This is a genomic window from Synechococcus sp. ROS8604 (assembly GCF_014279655.1).
Taxonomy (GTDB): Bacteria; Cyanobacteriota; Cyanobacteriia; order PCC-6307; family Cyanobiaceae; genus Synechococcus_C.
Genome location: NZ_CP047946.1, coordinates 2159769 through 2179693, shown reverse-complemented (window position 1 = coordinate 2179693; position 19925 = coordinate 2159769). Strand labels below are relative to the sequence as shown.

The window sequence follows — 19925 nt, the reverse complement described above, 5'->3', positions numbered from 1 at the left end:
CAGTAAAAGGCACCATTATGTGATACTTGCTCCCGAGAATAAGCAGGACTACTACTCAAAACTATTCAATGGTGTAACCCAAGCTCTGATATTTCAAGCCTCCATCTCCTCTTCATCATTCTCACTTCCTCCTGATCTAGCAAATCACGCTCTTCAGCCTTCCGGTCAAACTATAGTAGGCAGTAAGAATGACATCACTTATATAGTTCATTTAGACGACTTTGGACAGGACCTTAATGCACTAGCGCATTTTGAACCAAAAGATGCTGCTTCTTCTCTTTGGACAGTATTTGATAATATACGTACCATTTTGTTTGCAATGGTAAATGACTCTAGAAGTTTTCGTTTAATTGTCATTCATAATGGTCATGGTGATTTCGGTCGACGCTCTACTGTTGATGATTCTTTTAAAGATTCACGCCTTAGCTTGACATATATATCAGCACTTTCGGGCATGCTTAAGTCAGTTGTATCAGAATATCAATCTATACATTCAACTGTTATTGATATTAACCGTGATGTATTTGAGTCTGACGATGCGTTAATATTTTTGGATTTTATTTGCTCCCTTGAGGATCCCGAGCATGAGTATACTATTAACAAGTCTGGTTTGCATGTTCATACCATAACCCCACATCAGTCGATTTCAGACTTCTCACTGAGTTTAGATCATTGCACGTATCCAGAGTGCTTATTGGCGCTCGGCGGAGCCCGTGGTATCGCTGTCTCAGCTTTAGAAAAGATTGGCTCCAAGCAGACCTCCTTGGTTATCGCCGGCCGATCACATCTCTCTCTGCCTAAGTGGTACGACTCTTCTTTTACGGTACCCCAGCTAAGATCCCATTTGATTCAACTTCATCGAGACTCGGACGAAAAGTTTACTCCGGCTATCATTGAAAGGGAGTTGAGAAAGATACTGTCTTCTTTGGAGGCAATTGCAACAATCGAACGTTTGTCAAAGCTCTATTCTTCGGTAACGTATATTCAAGTTGATTTCCTTGATTCGAATTCTCATCAAGTAGTCTTAGAGGCTTTGTCCGCAAGCGACTTAAAAGTTGATGCAATTATAAACGTAGCCGGTATTATAGAGGATTCATTGGTAGCAAAAAAGAATCGAGAAAGTTTTGAACGTGTATTGCTAGTTAAACTCAACGCATTGAAGCTTACCTTCCAGCTTATTGAATCTCATCCAGTTGTCAGGCTTCTGAATTTTGCTTCAATTGCCGGTAAAACTGGTAACTTTGGCCAATCTGATTATGCTTCTGCTAATGAGCTAATCAATGCAGGCAGTTGGCTTTCAGCACGTTCCTACCCTGGACTCAAAGTCAACTCTATGAACTGGGGACCATGGGCATCTGCTGGTATGGCTACCAAGGAGGTCAATGAGGCTTTTGCTGCAAAGGGAATAATTCCAATTCCACTTGATGTTGGTGCAGAATGCATTGCTTCATTGCTTACTACGGATTGCATTCTTCCCCTTGAGGTGACCACAGGTCTTTATGACTCTTCAAAATTTACTCGCTCCGACCATGATATCGAATCTATATCGAAAAATTATCCTTTTTTAGGCAATCATGCTTTATCCCTTTCAACCACCAGTAAGGATGATTGCGATTCTCAAGTTTATAAGTTTTGGCTTGATCCTAATTCTCTTCCTTACCTGAAATCCCATTGTAAATTTGGTCGTCCAGTGATGCCTGCAGCGGCTTCCTGCGTCTTCGCTCTTGAGGCCTATCAGAGAGTCAATAACTCGAAATCTCTTCAGTTAAGTGATTCTATAATCCGGGTTAGTACTGAAGTGTTGTCTGGCATCGTGTTTGATAACTCTGAACCACGTGAACTTCTTTTTGAAGTTGCAAGGGGAGTCGATCGTTCGCTAGAATGCAATCTTAAGCATATTAATTCTCAGCGACTCTCCTACCGAACACAGGTGCAGGAAATTTCTAAGCCGGAACTAAGCAATGGTCTTCTTTCTGCCCTTTCCTCTGGCCTGTCCGATCAAGATGGTTCTATTATTATTGATCAAGCTGAAATTTATGACAAGTACTTATTCCACGATGGCGTCTTCAGAGTCATTAATAGCCCGTCCATAATCTTGCCTGATTCAAATATTATGTTATCTACGTTAGTGTCTCATGGCACATCTAAGCTGTTGGGTATTTCTCAATCTGTAGAAGGCTTTTTGGACCCTTCACTTTTGGATGGTCTTCTTCAAATGGGCTTGGCTATCCTTAGAGAGCTGTACCAGACAAGTGCATTACCTAATCGCCTTGTTGTCGACATTTATGAAGCACCTGTCGCTGGTCGTAAGTACATAGCAAGTGGTCGCGTAATTGACGTCAATAGCTTGACAAGCAAAGCCTATTATGAAGGTATTGTTACCTCTGAAGATGGCATTCCATTGTTATGCATATCTCATTCGGAAATGACTCATTCTGCAAGTATGATTGATTAGTGGTGCTTTTTGCGACTCGTTTTGTTGTCCTACTAGGTTGTTAAGTCTACGAATAGGTGTGAATTCTCCTGGGTCCTGGTTTCAACGTCCACCCCAAGGCCTCACAGTTGGGGCCCCCGCATGGTCTACCGTTTGCTGTGGCTGGAGGGCTGGACCGTGAACCACAAGCGGATGCAACGGCTCTGGCGAGGGGAAGGTCAGCAGCGGTCTACCTACCCCCAGGAATAGAAAGCGGGCATGGCCCGCAGACGGCTCAGTCAGGCGTCACAGCGCCCAGCATCCCCACCATATCTGGGCCATGGACTTTCAGTTCGACGTTACTGCTGATGGCCGCAGACTCAATGTCCTGAATGTGATCGACGACAACTGCTGCCTCTGCCTGGCGATCCGGATGGGCAGCCGCTGCAAGGCCAAGGATGTGGTGGCAGTGCTGGACATGGCTGATTCAAAGTCTTAACTAGGGCTTGGTTCTGGCTTTCTCGTCGCCATCGCCAGTAGCGCCGCGATGTCGTGAGTTACGGCCTGCATGCCGGCTCGGATGGACTGAAAGCCGCCCAGTCGCAGCAGGTTGAGGGCTGCCGTCCGCAGCGTCGCCATCGCCCCAGCTCCATTGCTCCTGTAGCGATGGGCGTCCTCATCGAGCTGGGTGTCACGGATCCAGTGCCAGCTCTCAATGCTCCAGCGGTCGCGCACCAGTTGCAGCATGGCTTCTGGGGTTGTGCGCAAGCTGGTGAGGAAGAAATGGGTCTGCCGCAAGGTCTTGCCGTCGCGGGTCCCGACGGCGATCACCTCCACGATCCAGTTGATGACACGACCATGACTCTCCTCGAAAACACAGGCCTGAACAGGGATATGGCGTTTCCCCTGAAACTGGCATCGGATCTGGCGTTGCAGTGTCTTCTTTTTGGCTTTCACCGTCAGGAGGAAGTCGGCCCCCTGCTCGGTGAGCTGTTGAAAAACGGTTTCTGGGTGTGGAGCGCATCTGCCTGGATCAGTACCCCCTCCAGGTCGAGCTCGCCCAGCAACTGTTTCAGCACTGCCAGCTCGTGGTTCGCGCCAATGGCGTAGCAGGCCTGCGAGATCGCCACACCCAAGGCAGCTGAGTACAGCGTCACCTGGGCAATGAACGCCTAACCACCGCCGGGTGTGGTCTCGATCGAGCCTCGCAGGGTCTTGCCGTCACACACCAGCTGATCGAGATCCCATGCACCATAAGGGATGTGGGCGATCGTCCAATCACGGATGGCCGCGCACAGGGCCGCCACATCCACCTGCAGGAAGAAGTAGCGGAACGCTGAATCCGATGGGGGCCGCCGCAGTTCAAGGCCAAGCGCCTTGGTGAGCGTGCCGTGGTGACGGCGAGCAAAGCGCTCCAGATCCCGCAGGCTCTGGCAACCGCTCAGGATCCCGAGCACCGCCACCAGCAACAGGTACCAGGCCGGGGTGCGAACGCCCCGCCGCATCTGGGCATCCGGGGTCGCCTTGAGGTGGCTGATCAGATCGAGATCGGTTGCTGCAGAGGCGGTGTCGGGCACAAGGAGGAGGCGATACCACCGAGCAAACCCCATGCGGGCAGCTCAGGCCAGAGCAACCGTGACACACTTTGAATCAGCCCTGCGTCCACTCCCACCGGAAGGCTGCTGTCTCAGCTGCTGGGTGCTGTGGGTGAGTAGAGCGCACCCTTGCGATTGAACGCACCAGGGTCAGCCTGCATTACCGCAGAGCGACTTCTGACGATCTGGGAGGGCACAGCACTAGGAACTTGTCGTCAGTACTCCAGACGTCAATGTCCTTCTCGGATGCGTGCACCGCCTCCCTCTGCAACCGACAAGTCTTCCTCTATTTGTAGAGGGTAATCACGTGGATACCCAGTTCTTCTGAAATCCGGCCCTGACACCCACCACCTTGCTGGAGCACCTGCAGGAGCAAAAGCCAGATCAGGACTGGAGTTGACTGAAACGCACCCTGCAGCGACGGGTGCAGCACTGGAAATCTCTGCATGGCCCGACGCCGGAGGTGATGTTCCCTCTGGCGTATCAGCCCGGAGAGATCGGCTTCTGTGACTTCACCAAGGTCAAGCGTGTCGTCATCACCTTGCGGGGAGAGCCGTTCCCGCACCTGCTGTTCCACTACCGCCTGGCCTGGAGCGGTTGGTCCTACGGCCAGCTGATCCACTGCGGTGAGAGCTTTGTCGCCCATTGATGATTCCGGGACCCCACCAGCACGGGTCTGACCCTTTTGTCGCCCGACCCGCACCAGCACCGGCAAGGCGTTCTCTCCCGCGTGTCCGCCGTGAATGAAGGTTTCCAGCGCGGCCATGCATTCGTCCACCAGCCCTGGTGGTGGGGGCACAAAGCTCGCATTGCCCGGCCGGGTGCCGCCGATCCAGTTCTGACTGCGCCGGAACTCCCCCGGCAGTCGATCAGCGCAACGTCCCCGGGCCAATAGCCAGCTGTGGATTTCTCGCAGCAGGCGGGAGGAGAGCGGAAAGCCCTCCTGCAGCCGGGCCAGGCCGTGCTCCAATTCAGCCACGTAGCTGGAGACTTCCACCACGTCATCAAGGGGAACGCCGGGAGCCTCCTCCAGCTCAAAGAGCCGCAGATCGGAGAGGGACGACTGGGTGCCTTCGATCTGGGAGGAGAGCAGGGCCTCGCGCCGCACATAGGCGTAGAGAAACAGCTCGGGGTCAGGGAGCAGGGAGGAGATCCCGTCAAGCCGTCCGCAGGTCAGCAGCGCCCGCTCGTGCAGTGCCTGCAGCGGCCCCGTCAGCTCCAGAGGAGGATCAGGCGGCAGTGGCGGTGCTGGTGATCTCGTAGCGCCCGGTGGCGTCGCGCCGCATGGAGCCCCCTGGGGCGAACCTTGAATAACGTTGGATCTAATTCAAGGGAAAGGGCTTTCCTTTGAATAAGGCCAGCCTAGTGCTGGCCCTAGCGGGCACATAAGCGGCCGTCTCGCTGGTCCTAACTGCTGTCTCACGGTCTTCCTTTGGTTCGCTCATCTGATGCCCCTTTCTAGTGCTGATAAGGGATTAGACGGGAAAACGTCTCACCAAACATCTCACATACGGCTATTTCCTTGTTGAGAAGTCAGTGGCGGCAATGAGATTGGGCGATTTATGGCTCAGCCTTCCAAGCTGATGATGCGGGTTCGATTCCCGCCGCCCGCTTGATTCAAAGACTCAGCCGGTCTCCATACTCCTGAGCCACCATCACCACCAGGCTGCGCGCCTCCAATGGAACCCCAGAGGGCGTCCACCGTTCGATTTGCGTTGGTAGATCTTCTCCAGCAGGCAATGCTGTGTCGATCAAGCGACACCATGGCGAGGCCGCTTCCGGCAGGTCGAAGTGCATGGACTTGAAGTAGGCGTTGAAGCCCATCCAAAGCACGGCACCTTGATGTCCTTGCTGCAAGCTCATCGCTAAGCAGTGGGACCAATTCGCCCAGTCAGGTTTGCTGAGTTCTACTCCGTGCCACTGGCGCCACAACTTGTCTGAATCTCCTGATCGGAGTGGTTTCTTTTCGTTGTGAGGCTGGATCGGATTGAACAAGCTCGCAAGTTGTTGGCGCACATCGAGTAGGCGCCGCACGAAGGTCTGTAATTCATGATCGCAGTGATCCTCTCCCCAGATCATCCAGCTGAGAGGGCTGTCCTGGCACCACGTGTTGTTATTTCCTCCCTGACTGCGCCCGACTTCATCGCCCATCAGCAGCATCGGGACACCACGACTCAGCAGCAAGGTGCTGAGCAGATTGCGTTGTTGGCGCTGACGTAGTGCCTGGATGGCGCGATTGCTGCTCGGCCCTTCGACGCCATGATTCCAGCTGTTGTTGTGGTTCTCACCGTCTCGGTTGTTTTCACCATTGGCCAGATTGTGTTTGTTGTTGAAGCTCACAAGGTCCAAGAGGCTGAAGCCGTCGTGCGCCGTAATCAGGTTCACTGAGCTGCCAAGACTGGCTGCTTTCCCGTTGTACAAATCGGGGCTGCCACGAAAGCGTTGTCCGAGAGCCCAGGTGCTCCCTTCATCTCCTTTCCAGAAACTGCGTAAAGCATCACGGAAGTGTCCGTTCCAGGTGCCAATCCTTTTGGCCGGAAAATCACTTAGCCGGTAAAGCCCACCACAATCCCAGGGTTCGCTCACCAATTTGAGTTCACTCAGCTGCGGATCAGCCTCCATCGCTTCAAACAGGGGTGGATGTTCCAGAGGTTTCAGCTTCTCTCCGCGGCTGAGAGCAATCCCTAAGTCGAAGCGGAAGCCGTCAATGCCCAGTTCAATGGCCCAGCAGCGCAGTGATTCAAGGATGAGTTGTCTGGAGAGTGGATCGTTGGCAGCAATGCTGTTGCCACAACCGCTCACATCCATGTAATCACCCGCATCGCTCTGGTGGTAGTAGTTGCGATCGGCAAACCCCCTCCAGCTCAGGGTGGGTCCGTTGCGGTTGCCCTCCGTGGTGTGGTTGTAAACCACATCCAAAAGCACCTCAATTCCTGCGTCATGGCAGGCCGCCACCAGTTCACGCACCTGGTCTCGAGCGGAGTGGGGATCCGCGCCTACCGCGTATTCGTGATGTGGTGCGAACCAACTCAGAGGGCTGTAACCCCAAACATTGTCACGACCCGCGGGGGCATCGTTGGGATCGAAGGCTTGGATCGGTAGCAGTTCGATCGTGGTGACTCCGATCTCCTTTAGGTAGGGGATCTTGTCGATCACGCCTAAATAGGTTCCGCGTCGATCGGGGCTGATACCGCTTGCGGGGCGTTTGGTGAACCCTCCGATGTGGAGCTCGTAGATCACGGTGTCTTGCCAGCTATGGCGAGGCCGGGGATGGGCTTGGAAATCGAACGCATCTCGCTCGGAAACCACCGATTTCAAGCACCTGTCGGAGTTGGGTGATGCGCCGGTCGCCGCTCCACGCTGATAGACATTCCAGCCATCAATGGCGCGGGCGCAGGGGTCAACAAGCACCTTGGCGGGCCTAAATCCATGGCCACCTGGCTCAATGGGGCCAAACACCCGATAGCAGTAGCAACACCCAGCACCAAGACCTTCGACCTCGGCATGCCAATAATTGGCGGAGCGATGCTGCTCCGACAGCTCAATCACCTGTTCGGGTGCCTTTGCCTCAGCATCGGAAAAAATCAGCAATTCGAGCCGATTGGCCGCTGGCGCCGCAACAGAAAAATTCACACCGCGGGGTGTGATCGTGCTGCCTAGGGGCCAGGGACTGCCGCGATGGATCGTGTTCAAAGATCCGCCCGCAGATCGCAGGACGTACTTCCCTCAAGCTAGAGGGTGTGATGGAACTCCACCTAAATGACGATGACCTCGGCTTTGGAGTCAGGCCGACCACCTCAGCAAATCTTGGACAACCTTTGGCTGTTTCCACCCAATCGAGATTGTCGTGGTGGGTCGTCTTGGTGGCTCGATTTGGACCCAGAACCCGTCCTGATTGATTGCCCACCGCTGACCGAGGCCAGCCTTCAAGCCCTGCATGACCTGGCATCTGATCGTTCAGCTCGGATTCTGCTGACGAGTCGAGAGGGGCATGGACGCCTTCGTCGCTTGCAAGAACGATTGGGATGGCCTGTGTTGGTTCAAGAGCAAGAGGCTTACCTCTTACCAGGGGTTCAACCCCTTGAGACTTTTGTTGATTCCCACATCACAGCCTCCGGTTTAAGGCTGCTTTGGACGCCTGGACCCACGCCAGGAAGCTGCGTTGTGCACGCTCCAGCCCCTCTGGATGTGCTTTTTTGCGGACGATTATTAATTCCAGTTCAAGAAGGTCAAATGGCTCCTCTTCGTCATCGACGCACGTTTCATTGGCCGAGGCAGCAGCTCAGCCTTCAGCGTCTGCGCGATTGGATTCCTCCAGAATCAAGTCCAGCATTGGCTTCTGGAGCAGGCCTTGGGGCGCTGCGAGGTGGGAGGTTGGCTCCTTTCGACAGTTGGAGTCCCGCCCAATCAGACCTGCTTTCTTAACACTGATTGGGTGAATGCGTTGCGGCACAGGCTTTTTCGGTTGCCTCAAGGCGCTGACCTCCATACGATTGGCACGCTCAAGGAAGCCGTGCGGATGTTGACCTCCGCAACGTCAACCATCGCGCTCTCGCTCCATATCACTCCTTCCATGAACAAAGCTGATCTCGTCAACCTCGTTGCTGCTCGCACCGAACTCACCAAAACCGACGTCTCCCTCGTTGTGGACGCCGCTATCGACACCATCATTGATTCCGTCGTCGAAGGGAAAAAAGTTTCCATCCTTGGTTTCGGTTCGTTTGAACCACGCGAGCGTTCTGCTCGTCAGGGCCTGAACCCCAAAACCGGTGAAAAGATCAAAATTCCCGCCAAGCGTGTTCCCGCCTTTACCGCTGGCAAAATGTTCAAAGACCGGGTCCAGGGCTAGATCAAAGACTCTCTGCTGATCAGGGGTGGTCTTCTGACCACCCTTTTTTGTTGATATGAGCGATCAGCACTATCGATGGCTATCGAGCTTCCCGATCACCTGAGTCGAGTCCTGCAGAACGGCCAGAGACTGCGCCAACACGGCTACCGGGGGCGCTTTGCTCCCACGCCATCCGGTCCACTTCACCTCGGCAATGTGAGGACGGCTCTTCTGTCCTGGCTGCATGCCCGAGTCAACAACGGGCAATGGTTGTTGCGGGTCGATGACCTCGACACGCCAAGGATTCGTTCTGGCGCCATTGAGTCGGTGCTGCAGGACCTCCGCTGGCTAGGCCTCCACTGGGATGGCCCCCTTGTGCTCCAGAGCAGACGCCGAGGCCTCTATGGCTCATTTCTTTCAAGCTTGCGGAAGCAGGGTTATCTCTATCCCTGTCGCTGTAGTCGCCGTCAGCTTGACGGTGCAAGCATCTATCCAGGAACGTGCAGGCGGCTCCAACAAGACTGGGGCTTGAGGAATGCGCGATTACCGGCCTGGAGATTGCGCGTTGCTGAGCCCTTCTCCGCTCGGGTAGGAGATGTCGTTCTTCGTCGCGCCGATGGAGTCATCGCTTATCACATGGCTACGTGCATCGATGAGTTGGCGATGGGCATCAGTGAGGTGGTGCGAGGGCAAGATCTGGTGTCGGTCTGTGCCGCCCAGATCGCTGTCATGTCCAGCCTGGGAATGGCCTCCCCGCGCTACGGGCATGTGCCGTTGCTCTGTGATCCGTCCGGCCAAAAACTGTCAAAACGCGAGCAGGCGACAGGCGTGAGGTCGCTGCGTGATCGTGGAGATACGGCAGCGCAATTGACTGGCCAATTGGCTTCATCACTTGGGCTGGTGCCTCCCGAGCATGCGATTTCGGCTGAAGAATTGCTGGAGGAGCTGAGAGAGCGTCAGGACAAGCTCACGTCATTGATTGTGGGGGCTGATTCTTCAGGAAAAGTTCGGGATCGCAATTGGGAAAAGGCCTCAAACTAAACGTCTTGAAACGGCAACAGCAACCATGACCTGCAGAAGCTGCGGCGGCAGTGGCATTCAGCGAATCAATGACAAGCGTTTTCGTACTTGTCTGGATTGTTTGGGACAGGGAGAGCCCACGAAGAGTCAAAATGAGGAGTTAGGCATGTCACTGCCAGCCCTTGGAATTCAGCACTCCACGGCCCTTCCTGAGCCGGTTAACGCAGTTGTTTCTTCCTCTGTTGCCAAATAAAGAAGGCGGCGGTCACCACGACAGCCAACAAAGGCACAGTGGTGAACAGCAGAAGGGCGACAGCAGTCCAGTCGGTGTACATCCGATCCGAGAAATAGCTGTCGCATCCTCTCAGGAGATCGCGATTTCTGGGGCAATTCTGTTGGTCCTTGGTGGTGCTTTTATCGGTTCCGCTTCTGCTGCTTCGCTTCGGAGCGTCAATCCTGTTGCGTTGGATTGTTTTCGATTCGAGCGAATCGCTAGCTGTCAGGAAGCTTTAGACCGTGCTGAACAGCTGCAGCGCAGTGCATCAGCACGCGACCGTTATCCCTGTCAAACCATGCTTTTGGGTCTGCAGTCCGATCTCGTGATGGTGCAGCTCCGTGCTGGACGTGGAAAAGACGCTGTCAATTTTTTGACGGCTGTGAATGTTCAGTGTCAGGGCTTTTGAGGCTGGATGCCGTCAAACTGGTTTCAGTTGTTCAGCAGCTCATGCAGATCCAGCGACCTTTTGATGGGCGTTTAAGCGCAGTGGTTCCCCTTCTCATCGGCTGTGTTTCCCTGGTTGGCGTCTCCGTGAAAAGCCAGGTTCGTTTCAATGACTGCCAACCGGTGGCTGGTGGAGGCGTGACCTGCAACACGGTGCCTTACGGGAACACAAGAACTCAGATGATTGATGGTCAATATGGGCTTATGGATCAAGCCAGCCCTGGATGGGCCGAATATGACCCCTACGAAGGGTATGAAGACATGCTCGGTGGCAACCAGACTTGAGGCAATCTTCGTCAGTGACGCCGTGGATCGCCAGCTGAACGTTCTTGGATATTTCCTGCAAGGTCGTAGGCCTCCCAGGATGGATTAGGGGATGCAGGACCACCCTAAGAACTAGGCGGTCAGGGGGCGATTTGGATGACTTCCATGCTTTTCCACAACTTTTCCACAGCCGCTGAATCCTGATTGTTTGGAGTCCGAGCAACGCGGTAGCCGGGGATCGATCGTCCTGCTTCTGTTTTCAGATTGCTTTATTTCGTTGTTCGATGCGGATGGAATCAATTTTATATTGTTTGTACAGCTGTCATAGAAAGGGTTTGTTGCGTGTAAGCGAGCTCACGTTGTTGTCATGCAAAAGTTGCTTCAATTCATGACTGAACCTGCTCGGTTGGCTTTGATGAGCCTGACCAACGCCATGACGTGAGCAAAAATCTGGTTTGGTTTGAAATTGGTGTGGAAAAACAGATGCTGAGAGCGGAATTTGGCGAATCAGCAAGCATCAGCGTTTTTATTCTTCGCCCAGTCTTGAAAATCTCGATGATTTTTGCATCATTTCGCCATCGCTGTCGGCGATTTGTAAGGCTTTAGCGATTCGCCTGAGGGAGCGGACTCAGCTCAAGCTTTTGTCCATTTTGAAGCGCAAGAACGGCACGCTGGCGATCGTGAATGACTCAGGAGCGATCACCATCCAACCCCGTCGCTCCAGCATGGGCCGACTGAGGAGGCTGGCTTCTGTTTGCAACCGTTTGAATCCCATGCGTTGGGCATCGGATTCAATGGCCTGAAGCAGCGCTGAGCCATGTCCCTGTCGAGACGATCGACCTCGGCAATACAGCATTGACAGTCGGTTGGAGGGATGGCGAATCGCGAACCCATCATCGACTCCACTGATCCAGCCTTGGCCTTCTTCCAAGGTGCGATCCAAAATTCCTGGAAGCCAAGCGAGGCTTGCCCAAGCGTGTATTTGTTCTGGGCTGTAAATCTGAGCGGCTTGGCTATGGATGGCATCCACGAAAATTTCGCGTAGCAAAGGGATGTCAGTGGCTTGGATGGGCCGCATGGCGATGCTTCGCAAAACGTTGCAAAGCGGGTAATATGGATGAACTTATTAGAAGCTGATGAATTCCGTCTCCCGGTCCCAAGAAGATTGGTTCCAGAACGGCTCTTCAGAGCAAAGCAAGTCTGGGCGATTTGTTGCTGCAGAGCTCCTCAATGGACGCTTAGCCATGCTTGGCATTGTGATCGGCGTGCTCACTGAGGCCTTGACAGGTCATGGCATTCTGAGCCAAATCATGTTTGGCGTTTTAGGAATTAACTGATGACTGATTACTCTATTTGGATTTATGCAATGTTGGCTGTAGGTGCACTCATTACAGCCGCTGTTGTCTTCACCCTCTCTCAGCCAAGTGATTTGCCTTACTTGAAAAAGAAATAGATCGACCTGTTCCATCTAGGTCTACTTAGCTCCAGAGCGTTGCTGCTGACAGCTTTGGGGTTTCAAACACTGTTTCATGTTGAATCTGAAGACGGATGATCTTCGGAGTTCTGCCGTTGTGGAAGATTCTTATGGAGTGAATGAGCCACCTTCATGTGGATTCCATTAATCACCACGCATCGATTTCGCTTCTGTGAAGACTTCGCAAATCGAAAGAGCTCTTACACCACTCGATAGCCATGCTTTTAGGGTCCCAACCAATGGCATGGGACCTCTGGTCCGACGCTTCTAAGCGTTCTCAACCGCGCCGAGGTGGATGTTGCTCATGGTGTCAGTGAGATCACCAATGTCGAGCAGACCTTCAGCGCTAAACCAAGGAGCATTGGCCCAGCTGAATCCTTCCCCAAAGGTGTTGTCTGGCGCTACGACATACCAATGACAAGCCGTATCAGGGACGTCTACGGCACATTTCGACCAATCGTTGGACCACTGGGGGACCTGAACCCACATCACAGCCGCAAACAACAGCGAAGCAATCGATCTGAGCATCTCATTCCTAGACGGCTTGACATCGTAATGGGATTTTGTGGATTTAAAACATTCTTGGCATGCCCTATCAAATCCAAAAGCATTCAAAGCCAGTTGCCACAGTCTTTTCGCTCTTCAGATTGCCTCTTGAAATAGCCGATGCGATGGCGATCTGATGAGAGAGGTCGAGCTAGCGCATGGGTGCAAAGCGATCAGTTGCTGGCTTGATGACGCATGCGAAACGATTCAATAGCATCCTATGCAGTAAGAAAGTCCGTGCGAGATATACAGCCGGTTGTTCGTCAGAAGATAGTGGAGATAGATTCACTGCAGAACTCATTGATAAGTCTGCGAATATCTGCGCCTCTTCTATTGTGGTTGGAAAAATATGACCGTTGGTGCCTTGTCCCTATTTGGAGCGTCTCAGCTTCCTTTCCTGGCATGCTTTTCGCGGGCCTCACGTCGCTTCATGGCGTGCAAAAAGCCTTTTTCTAGAGATGTGAGTTTTGGATTGGATTCTCCAATTGCATCGTGGGCGCGTTGCTTCGCGTCATCGATGAATTTATCTCCTTTGTCGAAGCCCATGTCGATCTCACGTTTCGTGCAAGGTAGACACGCTCTTTCATCTTGACATCTTTGTCAGCTAACCCTGTGAATTGCTTGCGACCATTGTCGGGCGTTGTCATCAAAGGGGTTGTGAACAAAATCGAATGGATCGTCAGCTCGTACTTCCAAAGAATGAAAACAGATTTCGTTTGCTTGGCGCATCCCTTTTGGTTTGGGGCAGCATCGCTGCCTTGATTGGCTGGGGTGTCATGAGTGCATACCCAGCCCTTTGATGGTGCTTAACAGGTGCTACATCAGTCGATGACCTGGTTCAGTCACCACTGGGGTTCCCTTGGTTGACCTTGGTTGATCGCTTTACGGTGTAGATCTCAATGCGCTTGAGTATCACCAGGGATGTCTGGTCCTTTGTGCTTCGTCGCTTGTAGACCCAACCCTTTATGGCAGAAGACATTCAGCAAACTCATCCGCTTTATGCATCGGATCGAGATGTTTTGGACTCTTTGCTTGGTTTTGAAGGAGTTCCTGGCCCCGACCAGCTGACGTCCGCAGCAAGACTTGCGACGCGTTATGGAGACTTCCCTGGGGCTGATGACATCAAGACAGACTTGCAGAAAGTTGTCGCTGGTTGGGGCTTCACTCGCGACACACTTAATCGTCAATGCAGAGAGATCTGGGCCAGCGGTTGGCGTCCAGGTCAAAGTCTCAATGATGAGGTTGGTTCTGGATCGGATGTCAGCGATTCGGATGCCCCATGACTATGTAATGCGCCACTTGATGGCGCATTTTTAAGCTTTTCTTGCTGAAAAGTTGAAAACAATGGAGGGAAGAAGGGCTGGTGTGGCGGCATACCCCTGCGTTGTCAGGGCAGGGATAAGGCGTCTTGGGTAGTGGAACGACATCACAATCCAGAAGATGGCTGTTTAGAAAGGATTTGTATTTGGCTGGCCCATGGATCTAATTGCTTTGTTGACGGCTGTTCCAGCAGCTCCCTATGCCTGGTCGCTTGTGCTGGCTGGCGCGGTTGTGATTGTCAGCATTGTTCCTCTAGGTGCGGCGCGCTCCCAGGCTGACTTCACCATGACTGACATGAATGCGCCAAGGGCGATGTTTGATCGCCTGCCCGCGTGGGGGAAGCGGGCCAGTTGGGCCCATCAGAACAGTTTTGAAGCGTTTGGTCTTCATGCTCCTGCTGCTTTGTTGGCTTTAATCGCCGCTCTTCAAACAGGACCTTTGCCAGATATAGCGGCCGTTGTGGCCCTCATTCAGCCCATCCTGCGACTTGTTTATATCGGTGCTTACGTCAGCAACATTGCGCCTTTACGAGGCTTGTGCTGGGCGTCGGCGCTCTTCTGCACAGGCATTTTGTACGTGGAAGGCCTGAAAGCTCTTCTTCAATCGGCATGACCGCCTCAGCGAGCAGCCCTCAACGGATCGAAACCGATTAATCGAAAAACAGAAGACTGACCACTTTCCCCATGTCTTCTGCACATCTGCAGCTAGCAAGGAGTGTTTCGCTGTCATGAAATGCGAGACAGATCAATTGATCACAACGGTTGATGATCTCTTGATTGCAGAGACTGCTGGCGATGGGCAACGGCAGATCGTCATGCTCAGGTTTTTCGATCAGATGGAGAACCTGATCTAGCTGGTCTCGAATTTCCGGGACTTGTCGATCGAGACTCTGGGGGAGCAGCACGGTGAGTCGCTCGCGATCAACGGCTAAGACCCCCCGAATCACGGCTGCATTGACACCCTGAGACCCCGAGGTCAGCAACGTATGCCCCTCTTGTGCCAAGGACCGAGAGATCAGTTCTACGAGATGAATCGCGACGACCGGCACGTGGCGGCTGCCAAGAATGGCAATTCTCCGCTTCCCCTTGTCCTGTAGAAGGGCAAGTTCTTGGGCAAGTGTGTCGACCCTGTCGAGTGCAGGAAGATCAAGAGAGCGGCTCAATGACATCCCACTGGCAGTTTCAAACGCTAGCAGCGCCCCTCGAGAGAGGTGTGCCCAGGTGATCGATCCGCAAACGCTCAGCTAACGGCACGAAACAATTCGCTCAGCTGGCAGTGCTCTTCAACGAGTCGGAAGGCATAGGTGGCCTTCACTGTTTCGTGGAGACGCACATGTCCGAAGGCCTGTTCAATCACTTCAACCGTGGCCAGCGTGTCGTGCTCAACCTTCAGAAGGGGGACCTCCAATTCATCGGCACGATTGACCAGTTGGGGGAGAGGCTCTCCAGCGCCGGTGAGGATCAGGCACTGCGTTGAGGCCTCGAGTGCTGCCAGCTGAATATCGGTGCGATCAGCGCCTGTCACAACAGCCATGTTGCGCCGACGCCTGAAGAATTCCATTGCTGAATTCACATTCATGGCTCCGATACTCAGGGTCTCAACCAGGAGTTCGAGGCGTTCTTTGCAACAAATCACTCGCGCATCAAGACGTCTCACCAGCTCTCCAACGGTGACGCTACGTAGAAGGGGAGATCTGGGCATCACCCCGAAGACCTTTAATCCCAGTGCCTGAAGAGCCGGCACCACGTGTTGATTCAATTCTTCGACTTCATCAGGTGTCACCGCATTCAAAACAACACCGGCTAGTCGATCGCCGAGCTGATGCTGGGCTGCGAGGAGGGCATCCACGCTGCGGCTGTCTTGCCAAAGATGCACCAGAATCACTGGAGCAGATAGTCCTTCAGCGAGTTGTACGAGGCTGAGGCCATACATCAGACCCTCGTGCAGACTTCCTGCCGCTTCGAGCATTGTGAAGCTGTCTTGATCGTTTTGTAGATCCTTCAACAACATCTCGAGCCCGGTTCCCGCCTCCAAATTGCCCTGTCTCAGACGGGTGTCTGCGGTCTCTGGAGAGAGCAGATGGAGGGATGGAATCAAGCGGGTCTCATCGAGCCCAAGGGTTGTGCCAACGAAACGCACATCGTCATCAATCAATGGATCGGGCAAAGGAGACCCTTTGGCCGTCCACTCAAGACTTGTGGCGAGTGGTTTGCCAAAGCGCACAGTGCGGCCTTCAGACAGGAGATGGCGGGATAATCCGAGTACGAGAGCGGATTTGCCGCTGAACGGCTCACAGGATCCGATCAGCAGTGTGTTGCCCATGCAGGAGATCCCGGCGTATTCAGCAATTTAGAGGTCAAGCCCCGTTGTGCTGTCATCGTTGGGCCGGCGAAGGTGTGAATGGTTTCGTCCAGGTTGCTTCCTCCCCTGATCCCAATTCCCTCTCATGGCCAAACAGGCATCTCCCTCCTCCGCGGCTCCCCTGTCAGGGCGTTGGTCCGGGCGAACAGTGGGAATCACGGGAGCGAGTGGCGCGCTGGGCCGTGCCTTAACCAAGGCTTTGATTGCTGAGGGCGCCTGGGTGATTGCTTTCAGTCATCGTCTGCGCCCCCAAGCTCATGCGTCGCCTGATGAAGCTCAAGAGTGGGTTCGTTGGTCTTGCGGAGATGAGTGTCAGCTGGAGCCCATTCTCAAGGGTGTTGATGTGCTGGTTTTGAACCACGGCATCAACCCTGGTGGTGACCAGTGCCCAGACACTCTCTCCAAAGCCCTTGAGGTGAATGCATTCAGCCATTGGCGTTTGATGCAGCAGTTCGAGACCATCGCCGATCAAGATCTCAACCGCGAACCGCCAAGGGAGCTCTGGGTCAACACGTCAGAGGCCGAGATCCAACCGGCCTTGAGCCCTGGCTATGAATTGAGCAAGCGACTAATCGGTGAGTTGGTCAGCTCGCGTTGGAATAACCGTGACGCGGAGCAGCGTGAGGCATTAAGGCTTCGCAAACTGATCCTCGGGCCGTTTCGCTCCAATCTCAACCCGATTGGGATGATGACGTCTGGTTTTGTCGCTAAGCAGGTGCTTTGGCAAGCAAGCCTTGGGGTGAACTTGATCATCGTCACCCCCAATCCTCTTACCTACCTTCTAATGCCCTCCATCGAACTGATTCGAAGGATTTATTGCCGCGCTTTGAAGATCAATCCCCCCGATCGGTGAGGATCTCGCAACCATCAGAGGTCACCACGATGGTGTGCTCCCACTGAGCGGAAAGACTTCCATCCTTGGTGACGACGGTCCAGCGGTCTTTAAGGGTGCGGCAAGCATTGCTTCCTGCGTTGAGAATGGGCTCAACGGCGAGCGTCATTCCTGGGCGCAATTTGACGTTGGGAAGCTCGTCCGTTCGGAAGTTGAACACCGATGGCTCTTCATGGAGATTCCGTCCGACTCCATGGCCGGTGTAATCCTCCACCACGCTGAAGTGATTGGCTTTGACGTGGTCTTCAACGGCTCCAGCGATGTCGAGAAGCGTATTCCCGGCACGGATCTGGGAGAGTCCAGCCATCAGTGATTCCTGAGCGACACGACTGAGCTTTCGTGCTTCTTCCGAGACGTCGCCGACGCAAACGGTGATGCAGCTATCCCCGTGGTAGCCGTCGAAATAGGCCCCCGTATCCACTTTGAGGAGATCGCCAGCATGGATGACCCGTTTGTTGCTGGGGATGCCGTGCACCACCTCGTTGTTGATGCTGGCGCAGATGCTTGCAGGGAAGCCGTGGTAACCCATGAAACTGGGGGTTGCACCCATTTCCCTGATGCGGCGCTCGGCATGGGCGTCGAGATCGCCAGTGGTCTGGCCAGGTTCAACCAGCTCCATGATTTCGCGCAAAACAGTGGCGACGATCGAACTGGCTTTCGCCATGATTTTCAGCTCGCGAGCTGACTTGATTTCCACGCCGCGTCTCTGCTGGATGCGCGGTCCTGTGGCTGTAACGGTGGAAGCTTTTGTGGAGGCGAGGAGGTCAGCAAACAAATTCATCGAGTTTCAGCGTTTCTTGTTTCAGGCCGTTAAAGCAGGCCGCAACAGCGGACGCTCCACAGACAGTCTTCCTGTCACGCTATCAATGCAATGGAGGGATCGACGGTGGCCCGCTTGTTGGTTCGCGTACGCCAATTGCATCGCTGGGTGGCTCCTCTCGTTGTGCTCCCTTTGCTGGTCACCGTTAGTACCGGAGTGACCTATCGGTTGGCGAAGGACTGGGGGGGGGTGAGCCGTGACCAAGTCCATTGGTTGATGACGATCCATGAGGGCGAGTGGTTGGGGCCTGCCCTCGAACCAGTCGTCGTCCTGCTCAACGCGGTTGGCCTTTTGTGGATGTTGGCGACGGGGTCCTGGCTTCTTCTGCAAAACGTTCGGAGGCAGTGGATCGCGTCAAGGAAGGAGGCTGGGGGTTAAGGTGGTTGTTTGGCGTGTTACCAGGAGCTGGGATGGCAGTGGACCCGATAGAGACGTCTGTGGACGTCGCCACTGAGGCGACCAGCGGTACAACTGCTGTTGCTGAAAAATCAACGGCGAAAGATTCGAAGAAAATGAGTGCTTCAGCACTGATTAAGGAATTCGAGGACGCTCAGTTGAAGAGCGATCTTCCTGAGATCTACGTCGGCGACACCGTGCGTGTTGGTGTTCGCATCAGCGAAGGCAATAAGGAGCGTGTCCAGCCCTATGAGGGCGTTGTGATCGCTAAGCGCCATGGAAGTCTCAATCAGACGATCACGGTGCGACGCATCTTCCAGGGCATTGGCGTTGAGCGTGTTTTTATGCTCCACAGCCCACAAGTGGCGTCAGTGAAGATTGAGCGTCGCGGTAAAGTAAGGCGTGCGAAGCTCTTTTATCTGCGGGACCGGGTGGGCAAGGCCACTCGCGTGAAGCAGCGCTTCGATCGCTGAGGCTTTCGCTTCAACGAATTAATGCCATCGTTTTTCGATGGCTGAGGGGTTCATCGCCTTGCGCCGTTAGTTCAGTTGGTAGAACGCAGGTCTCCAAAACCTGATGTCGGGGGTTCAAGTCCTCCACGGCGCGTCCGATGACCCCTTACTTGCAGTTTTCCTGATTTCGAGCATGGAGTTGGATCTTCAACCTGGTGATGTGGTCAAAGTGCTCGAATCAGCCGCTCTCGGCTGGGTTCGTGCACGAGTGATTCGCGTCAAGTCCGGTGGACGAGTCGTCGTTCAAAGCGACCAAGGCCGTGAATTCACGGCTCGAGGGAATCAAGTGCGTTTGATCGAACCAGCTGGATTCCGTCCCTGAGCCGCATTTTTGGCTTTGCCTCATCTTTCATCCTCCTCGCAGAGGGAGGATTTTTTTTGTTTGCTTCTGCGCCTTTCGTGGAATGGGTTTGATCTCCCCTCCAGGGTGGAGTGTGCCCATCCATGGCTTGAACTGTTCCGTGTCTCATTCTCCAAGCGTTTGGTGACGTCTTTGGCCATTGAAGAGGCTGTGTCGTCCAGACCCTCCAATGGCAGATCACAGGAGGAAGCTCAGAAAACGTTGGTGTCCCTACCAGTGTGTTGACGGAGGGCAGGGCGGCAGTTGATACTGACCAAGTCGCGCGAGCGGCAAAGGTCACTCTTTGTGGGCAAAGCTCCTTCTATTGATTTCAACCTGGGACCGTAGTTCAATCGGTTAGAGCACCGCCCTGTCACGGCGGAAGTTGCGGGTTCGAATCCCGTCGGTCCCGTTTTCATTCTC

General features: G+C 53.9%; 25 protein-coding genes and 2 tRNA genes. 16 read left to right on the top strand and 11 right to left on the bottom strand.

Annotation, left to right across the window (positions count from 1 at the left end):
- Positions 1–19 precede the first annotated feature (19 nt).
- The gene (locus SynROS8604_RS11800) at positions 20–2455 is read left to right on the top strand and encodes an SDR family NAD(P)-dependent oxidoreductase (protein ID WP_186544132.1); all 2436 of its coding nucleotides are present in this window, start codon (positions 20–22) and stop codon (positions 2453–2455) included.
- A gap of 298 nt (positions 2456–2753) precedes the next feature.
- Positions 2754–2912, top strand: coding sequence for a hypothetical protein (locus SynROS8604_RS11795; protein ID WP_186544131.1), 159 nt, complete (start codon positions 2754–2756; stop codon positions 2910–2912).
- Here SynROS8604_RS11795 and SynROS8604_RS11790 read toward each other — a convergent pair.
- From SynROS8604_RS11790 to SynROS8604_RS11770, 5 genes are all read right to left on the bottom strand, one after another.
- Positions 2909–3370, bottom strand: a complete 462-nt coding sequence (locus SynROS8604_RS11790; protein ID WP_255445036.1) for a transposase — start codon at positions 3368–3370, stop codon at positions 2909–2911. The two genes, SynROS8604_RS11795 and SynROS8604_RS11790, sit on opposite strands and share 4 nt — an antisense overlap.
- 2 nt (positions 3371–3372) lie before the next feature.
- Entirely contained in the window at positions 3373–3549 is a 177-nt protein-coding gene (locus tag SynROS8604_RS11785) for a hypothetical protein (protein ID WP_186544130.1), read from the bottom strand.
- Positions 3550–3585: 36 nt separating this feature from the next.
- Entirely contained in the window at positions 3586–4023 is a 438-nt protein-coding gene (locus SynROS8604_RS11780; protein ID WP_186544129.1) for a transposase family protein, read from the bottom strand.
- Positions 4024–4294: 271 nt separating this feature from the next.
- Positions 4295–5152, bottom strand: a complete 858-nt coding sequence (locus tag SynROS8604_RS16010) for a Fic family protein (protein ID WP_255445304.1) — start codon at positions 5150–5152, stop codon at positions 4295–4297.
- A 473-nt stretch (positions 5153–5625) separates the two neighbouring features.
- Positions 5626–7701, bottom strand: coding sequence for a glycogen-debranching protein (locus SynROS8604_RS11770; protein WP_186544128.1), 2076 nt, complete (start codon positions 7699–7701; stop codon positions 5626–5628).
- Positions 7702–7767: 66 nt separating this feature from the next.
- On the opposite strand from SynROS8604_RS11770, the gene SynROS8604_RS11765 reads away from it, so the two are divergent.
- From SynROS8604_RS11765 to SynROS8604_RS11745, 5 genes are all read left to right on the top strand, one after another.
- Positions 7768–8433 (top strand): MBL fold metallo-hydrolase, encoded by a 666-nt coding sequence (locus SynROS8604_RS11765; protein ID WP_186544127.1) that lies wholly within the window; start codon positions 7768–7770, stop codon positions 8431–8433.
- A gap of 148 nt (positions 8434–8581) precedes the next feature.
- The gene (locus SynROS8604_RS11760; RefSeq protein WP_011620102.1) at positions 8582–8857 is read left to right on the top strand and encodes an HU family DNA-binding protein; all 276 of its coding nucleotides are present in this window, start codon (positions 8582–8584) and stop codon (positions 8855–8857) included.
- Between the two features lie 81 nt (positions 8858–8938).
- Positions 8939–9877 carry a tRNA glutamyl-Q(34) synthetase GluQRS gene (gluQRS, locus tag SynROS8604_RS11755; RefSeq protein WP_255445303.1) on the top strand — a complete coding sequence of 313 codons (939 nt, stop codon included), beginning with the start codon at positions 8939–8941 and terminating at the stop codon, positions 9875–9877.
- Positions 9878–10038: 161 nt separating this feature from the next.
- Entirely contained in the window at positions 10039–10539 is a 501-nt protein-coding gene (locus tag SynROS8604_RS16005; protein ID WP_255445318.1) for a hypothetical protein, read from the top strand.
- Positions 10540–10580: 41 nt separating this feature from the next.
- Positions 10581–10862, top strand: coding sequence for a hypothetical protein (locus SynROS8604_RS11745; RefSeq protein WP_186544125.1), 282 nt, complete (start codon positions 10581–10583; stop codon positions 10860–10862).
- 607 nt (positions 10863–11469) lie between these two features.
- Here SynROS8604_RS11745 and SynROS8604_RS11740 read toward each other — a convergent pair.
- On the bottom strand, positions 11470–11919 hold the full coding sequence (locus SynROS8604_RS11740; RefSeq protein WP_186544124.1) for a GNAT family N-acetyltransferase: 450 nt from the start codon (positions 11917–11919) through the stop codon (positions 11470–11472).
- Between the two features lie 58 nt (positions 11920–11977).
- Here SynROS8604_RS11740 and SynROS8604_RS11735 point away from each other — a divergent pair, with 58 nt between their 5' ends.
- Positions 11978–12178: a chlorophyll a/b-binding protein gene (locus tag SynROS8604_RS11735; protein WP_186544123.1), complete on the top strand. Its 201-nt coding sequence runs from the start codon at positions 11978–11980 to the stop codon at positions 12176–12178.
- 404 nt (positions 12179–12582) lie between these two features.
- Here the strand turns inward: SynROS8604_RS11735 and SynROS8604_RS11730 are convergent, their stop codons facing one another.
- Together SynROS8604_RS11730 and SynROS8604_RS11725 are read right to left on the bottom strand one after the other, a co-directional pair.
- Positions 12583–12843, bottom strand: a complete 261-nt coding sequence (locus SynROS8604_RS11730; RefSeq protein ID WP_186544122.1) for a hypothetical protein — start codon at positions 12841–12843, stop codon at positions 12583–12585.
- Between the two features lie 402 nt (positions 12844–13245).
- Positions 13246–13407: a hypothetical protein gene (locus SynROS8604_RS11725; RefSeq protein ID WP_186544121.1), complete on the bottom strand. Its 162-nt coding sequence runs from the start codon at positions 13405–13407 to the stop codon at positions 13246–13248.
- A gap of 419 nt (positions 13408–13826) precedes the next feature.
- On the opposite strand from SynROS8604_RS11725, the gene SynROS8604_RS11720 reads away from it, so the two are divergent.
- The gene (locus tag SynROS8604_RS11720; protein WP_186544120.1) at positions 13827–14144 is read left to right on the top strand and encodes a DUF3288 family protein; all 318 of its coding nucleotides are present in this window, start codon (positions 13827–13829) and stop codon (positions 14142–14144) included.
- A 193-nt stretch (positions 14145–14337) separates the two neighbouring features.
- Positions 14338–14793 (top strand): MAPEG family protein, encoded by a 456-nt coding sequence (locus SynROS8604_RS11715; protein ID WP_186544119.1) that lies wholly within the window; start codon positions 14338–14340, stop codon positions 14791–14793.
- A 37-nt stretch (positions 14794–14830) separates the two neighbouring features.
- Here SynROS8604_RS11715 and SynROS8604_RS11710 read toward each other — a convergent pair whose 3' ends face one another.
- Positions 14831–15349: a DNA recombination-mediator protein A gene (locus SynROS8604_RS11710; protein WP_186544118.1), complete on the bottom strand. Its 519-nt coding sequence runs from the start codon at positions 15347–15349 to the stop codon at positions 14831–14833.
- A 71-nt stretch (positions 15350–15420) separates the two neighbouring features.
- Positions 15421–16503, bottom strand: a complete 1083-nt coding sequence (locus SynROS8604_RS11705) for a phosphotransacetylase family protein (protein ID WP_186544117.1) — start codon at positions 16501–16503, stop codon at positions 15421–15423.
- A gap of 124 nt (positions 16504–16627) precedes the next feature.
- Between SynROS8604_RS11705 and SynROS8604_RS11700 the strand changes: the two genes are divergently transcribed.
- Positions 16628–17395: an SDR family oxidoreductase gene (locus SynROS8604_RS11700; protein ID WP_186544116.1), complete on the top strand. Its 768-nt coding sequence runs from the start codon at positions 16628–16630 to the stop codon at positions 17393–17395.
- On the opposite strand, the gene map is transcribed toward SynROS8604_RS11700, so the two are convergent.
- On the bottom strand, positions 17376–18215 hold the full coding sequence (gene map / locus SynROS8604_RS11695) for a type I methionyl aminopeptidase (RefSeq protein ID WP_186544115.1): 840 nt from the start codon (positions 18213–18215) through the stop codon (positions 17376–17378). The two genes, SynROS8604_RS11700 and map, sit on opposite strands and share 20 nt — an antisense overlap.
- A gap of 90 nt (positions 18216–18305) precedes the next feature.
- On the opposite strand from map, the gene SynROS8604_RS11690 reads away from it, so the two are divergent.
- From SynROS8604_RS11690 to SynROS8604_RS11670, 5 genes are all read left to right on the top strand, one after another.
- On the top strand, positions 18306–18632 hold the full coding sequence (locus SynROS8604_RS11690) for a PepSY domain-containing protein (RefSeq protein WP_186544114.1): 327 nt from the start codon (positions 18306–18308) through the stop codon (positions 18630–18632).
- 32 nt (positions 18633–18664) lie between these two features.
- Positions 18665–19123, top strand: a complete 459-nt coding sequence (gene rplS / locus SynROS8604_RS11685; RefSeq protein ID WP_255445035.1) for a 50S ribosomal protein L19 — start codon at positions 18665–18667, stop codon at positions 19121–19123.
- Between the two features lie 60 nt (positions 19124–19183).
- Positions 19184–19256 (top strand) — tRNA-Trp (locus SynROS8604_RS11680).
- A 39-nt stretch (positions 19257–19295) separates the two neighbouring features.
- Positions 19296–19484 carry a hyperconserved protein Hcp gene (locus tag SynROS8604_RS11675; protein WP_006043540.1) on the top strand — a complete coding sequence of 63 codons (189 nt, stop codon included), beginning with the start codon at positions 19296–19298 and terminating at the stop codon, positions 19482–19484.
- A 356-nt stretch (positions 19485–19840) separates the two neighbouring features.
- Positions 19841–19914: transfer RNA gene (locus SynROS8604_RS11670), tRNA-Asp, on the top strand.
- Positions 19915–19925 lie beyond the last annotated feature (11 nt).

Coding starts and splice junctions, on each gene's coding strand:
- SynROS8604_RS11725 (WP_186544121.1), bottom strand. CDS start 13,407: ATGGGCTTCGACAAAGGAGATAAATTCATCGATGACGCGAAGCAACGC.
- SynROS8604_RS11735 (WP_186544123.1), top strand. CDS start 11,978: ATGAATTCCGTCTCCCGGTCCCAAGAAGATTGGTTCCAGAACGGCTCT.
- SynROS8604_RS11710 (WP_186544118.1), bottom strand. CDS start 15,349: ATGTCATTGAGCCGCTCTCTTGATCTTCCTGCACTCGACAGGGTCGAC.
- SynROS8604_RS11730 (WP_186544122.1), bottom strand. CDS start 12,843: ATGCTCAGATCGATTGCTTCGCTGTTGTTTGCGGCTGTGATGTGGGTT.
- SynROS8604_RS11705 (WP_186544117.1), bottom strand. CDS start 16,503: ATGGGCAACACACTGCTGATCGGATCCTGTGAGCCGTTCAGCGGCAAA.
- SynROS8604_RS11720 (WP_186544120.1), top strand. CDS start 13,827: ATGGCAGAAGACATTCAGCAAACTCATCCGCTTTATGCATCGGATCGA.
- SynROS8604_RS11740 (WP_186544124.1), bottom strand. CDS start 11,919: ATGCGGCCCATCCAAGCCACTGACATCCCTTTGCTACGCGAAATTTTC.
- SynROS8604_RS11715 (WP_186544119.1), top strand. CDS start 14,338: ATGGATCTAATTGCTTTGTTGACGGCTGTTCCAGCAGCTCCCTATGCC.
- SynROS8604_RS11760 (WP_011620102.1), top strand. CDS start 8,582: ATGAACAAAGCTGATCTCGTCAACCTCGTTGCTGCTCGCACCGAACTC.
- SynROS8604_RS11795 (WP_186544131.1), top strand. CDS start 2,754: ATGGACTTTCAGTTCGACGTTACTGCTGATGGCCGCAGACTCAATGTC.
- SynROS8604_RS11675 (WP_006043540.1), top strand. CDS start 19,296: ATGGAGTTGGATCTTCAACCTGGTGATGTGGTCAAAGTGCTCGAATCA.
- SynROS8604_RS11780 (WP_186544129.1), bottom strand. CDS start 4,023: ATGGGGTTTGCTCGGTGGTATCGCCTCCTCCTTGTGCCCGACACCGCC.
- SynROS8604_RS11690 (WP_186544114.1), top strand. CDS start 18,306: ATGGAGGGATCGACGGTGGCCCGCTTGTTGGTTCGCGTACGCCAATTG.
- map (WP_186544115.1), bottom strand. CDS start 18,215: ATGAATTTGTTTGCTGACCTCCTCGCCTCCACAAAAGCTTCCACCGTT.
- SynROS8604_RS11700 (WP_186544116.1), top strand. CDS start 16,628: ATGGCCAAACAGGCATCTCCCTCCTCCGCGGCTCCCCTGTCAGGGCGT.
- SynROS8604_RS11745 (WP_186544125.1), top strand. CDS start 10,581: ATGCAGATCCAGCGACCTTTTGATGGGCGTTTAAGCGCAGTGGTTCCC.
- rplS (WP_255445035.1), top strand. CDS start 18,665: ATGGCAGTGGACCCGATAGAGACGTCTGTGGACGTCGCCACTGAGGCG.
- SynROS8604_RS11765 (WP_186544127.1), top strand. CDS start 7,768: ATGACGATGACCTCGGCTTTGGAGTCAGGCCGACCACCTCAGCAAATC.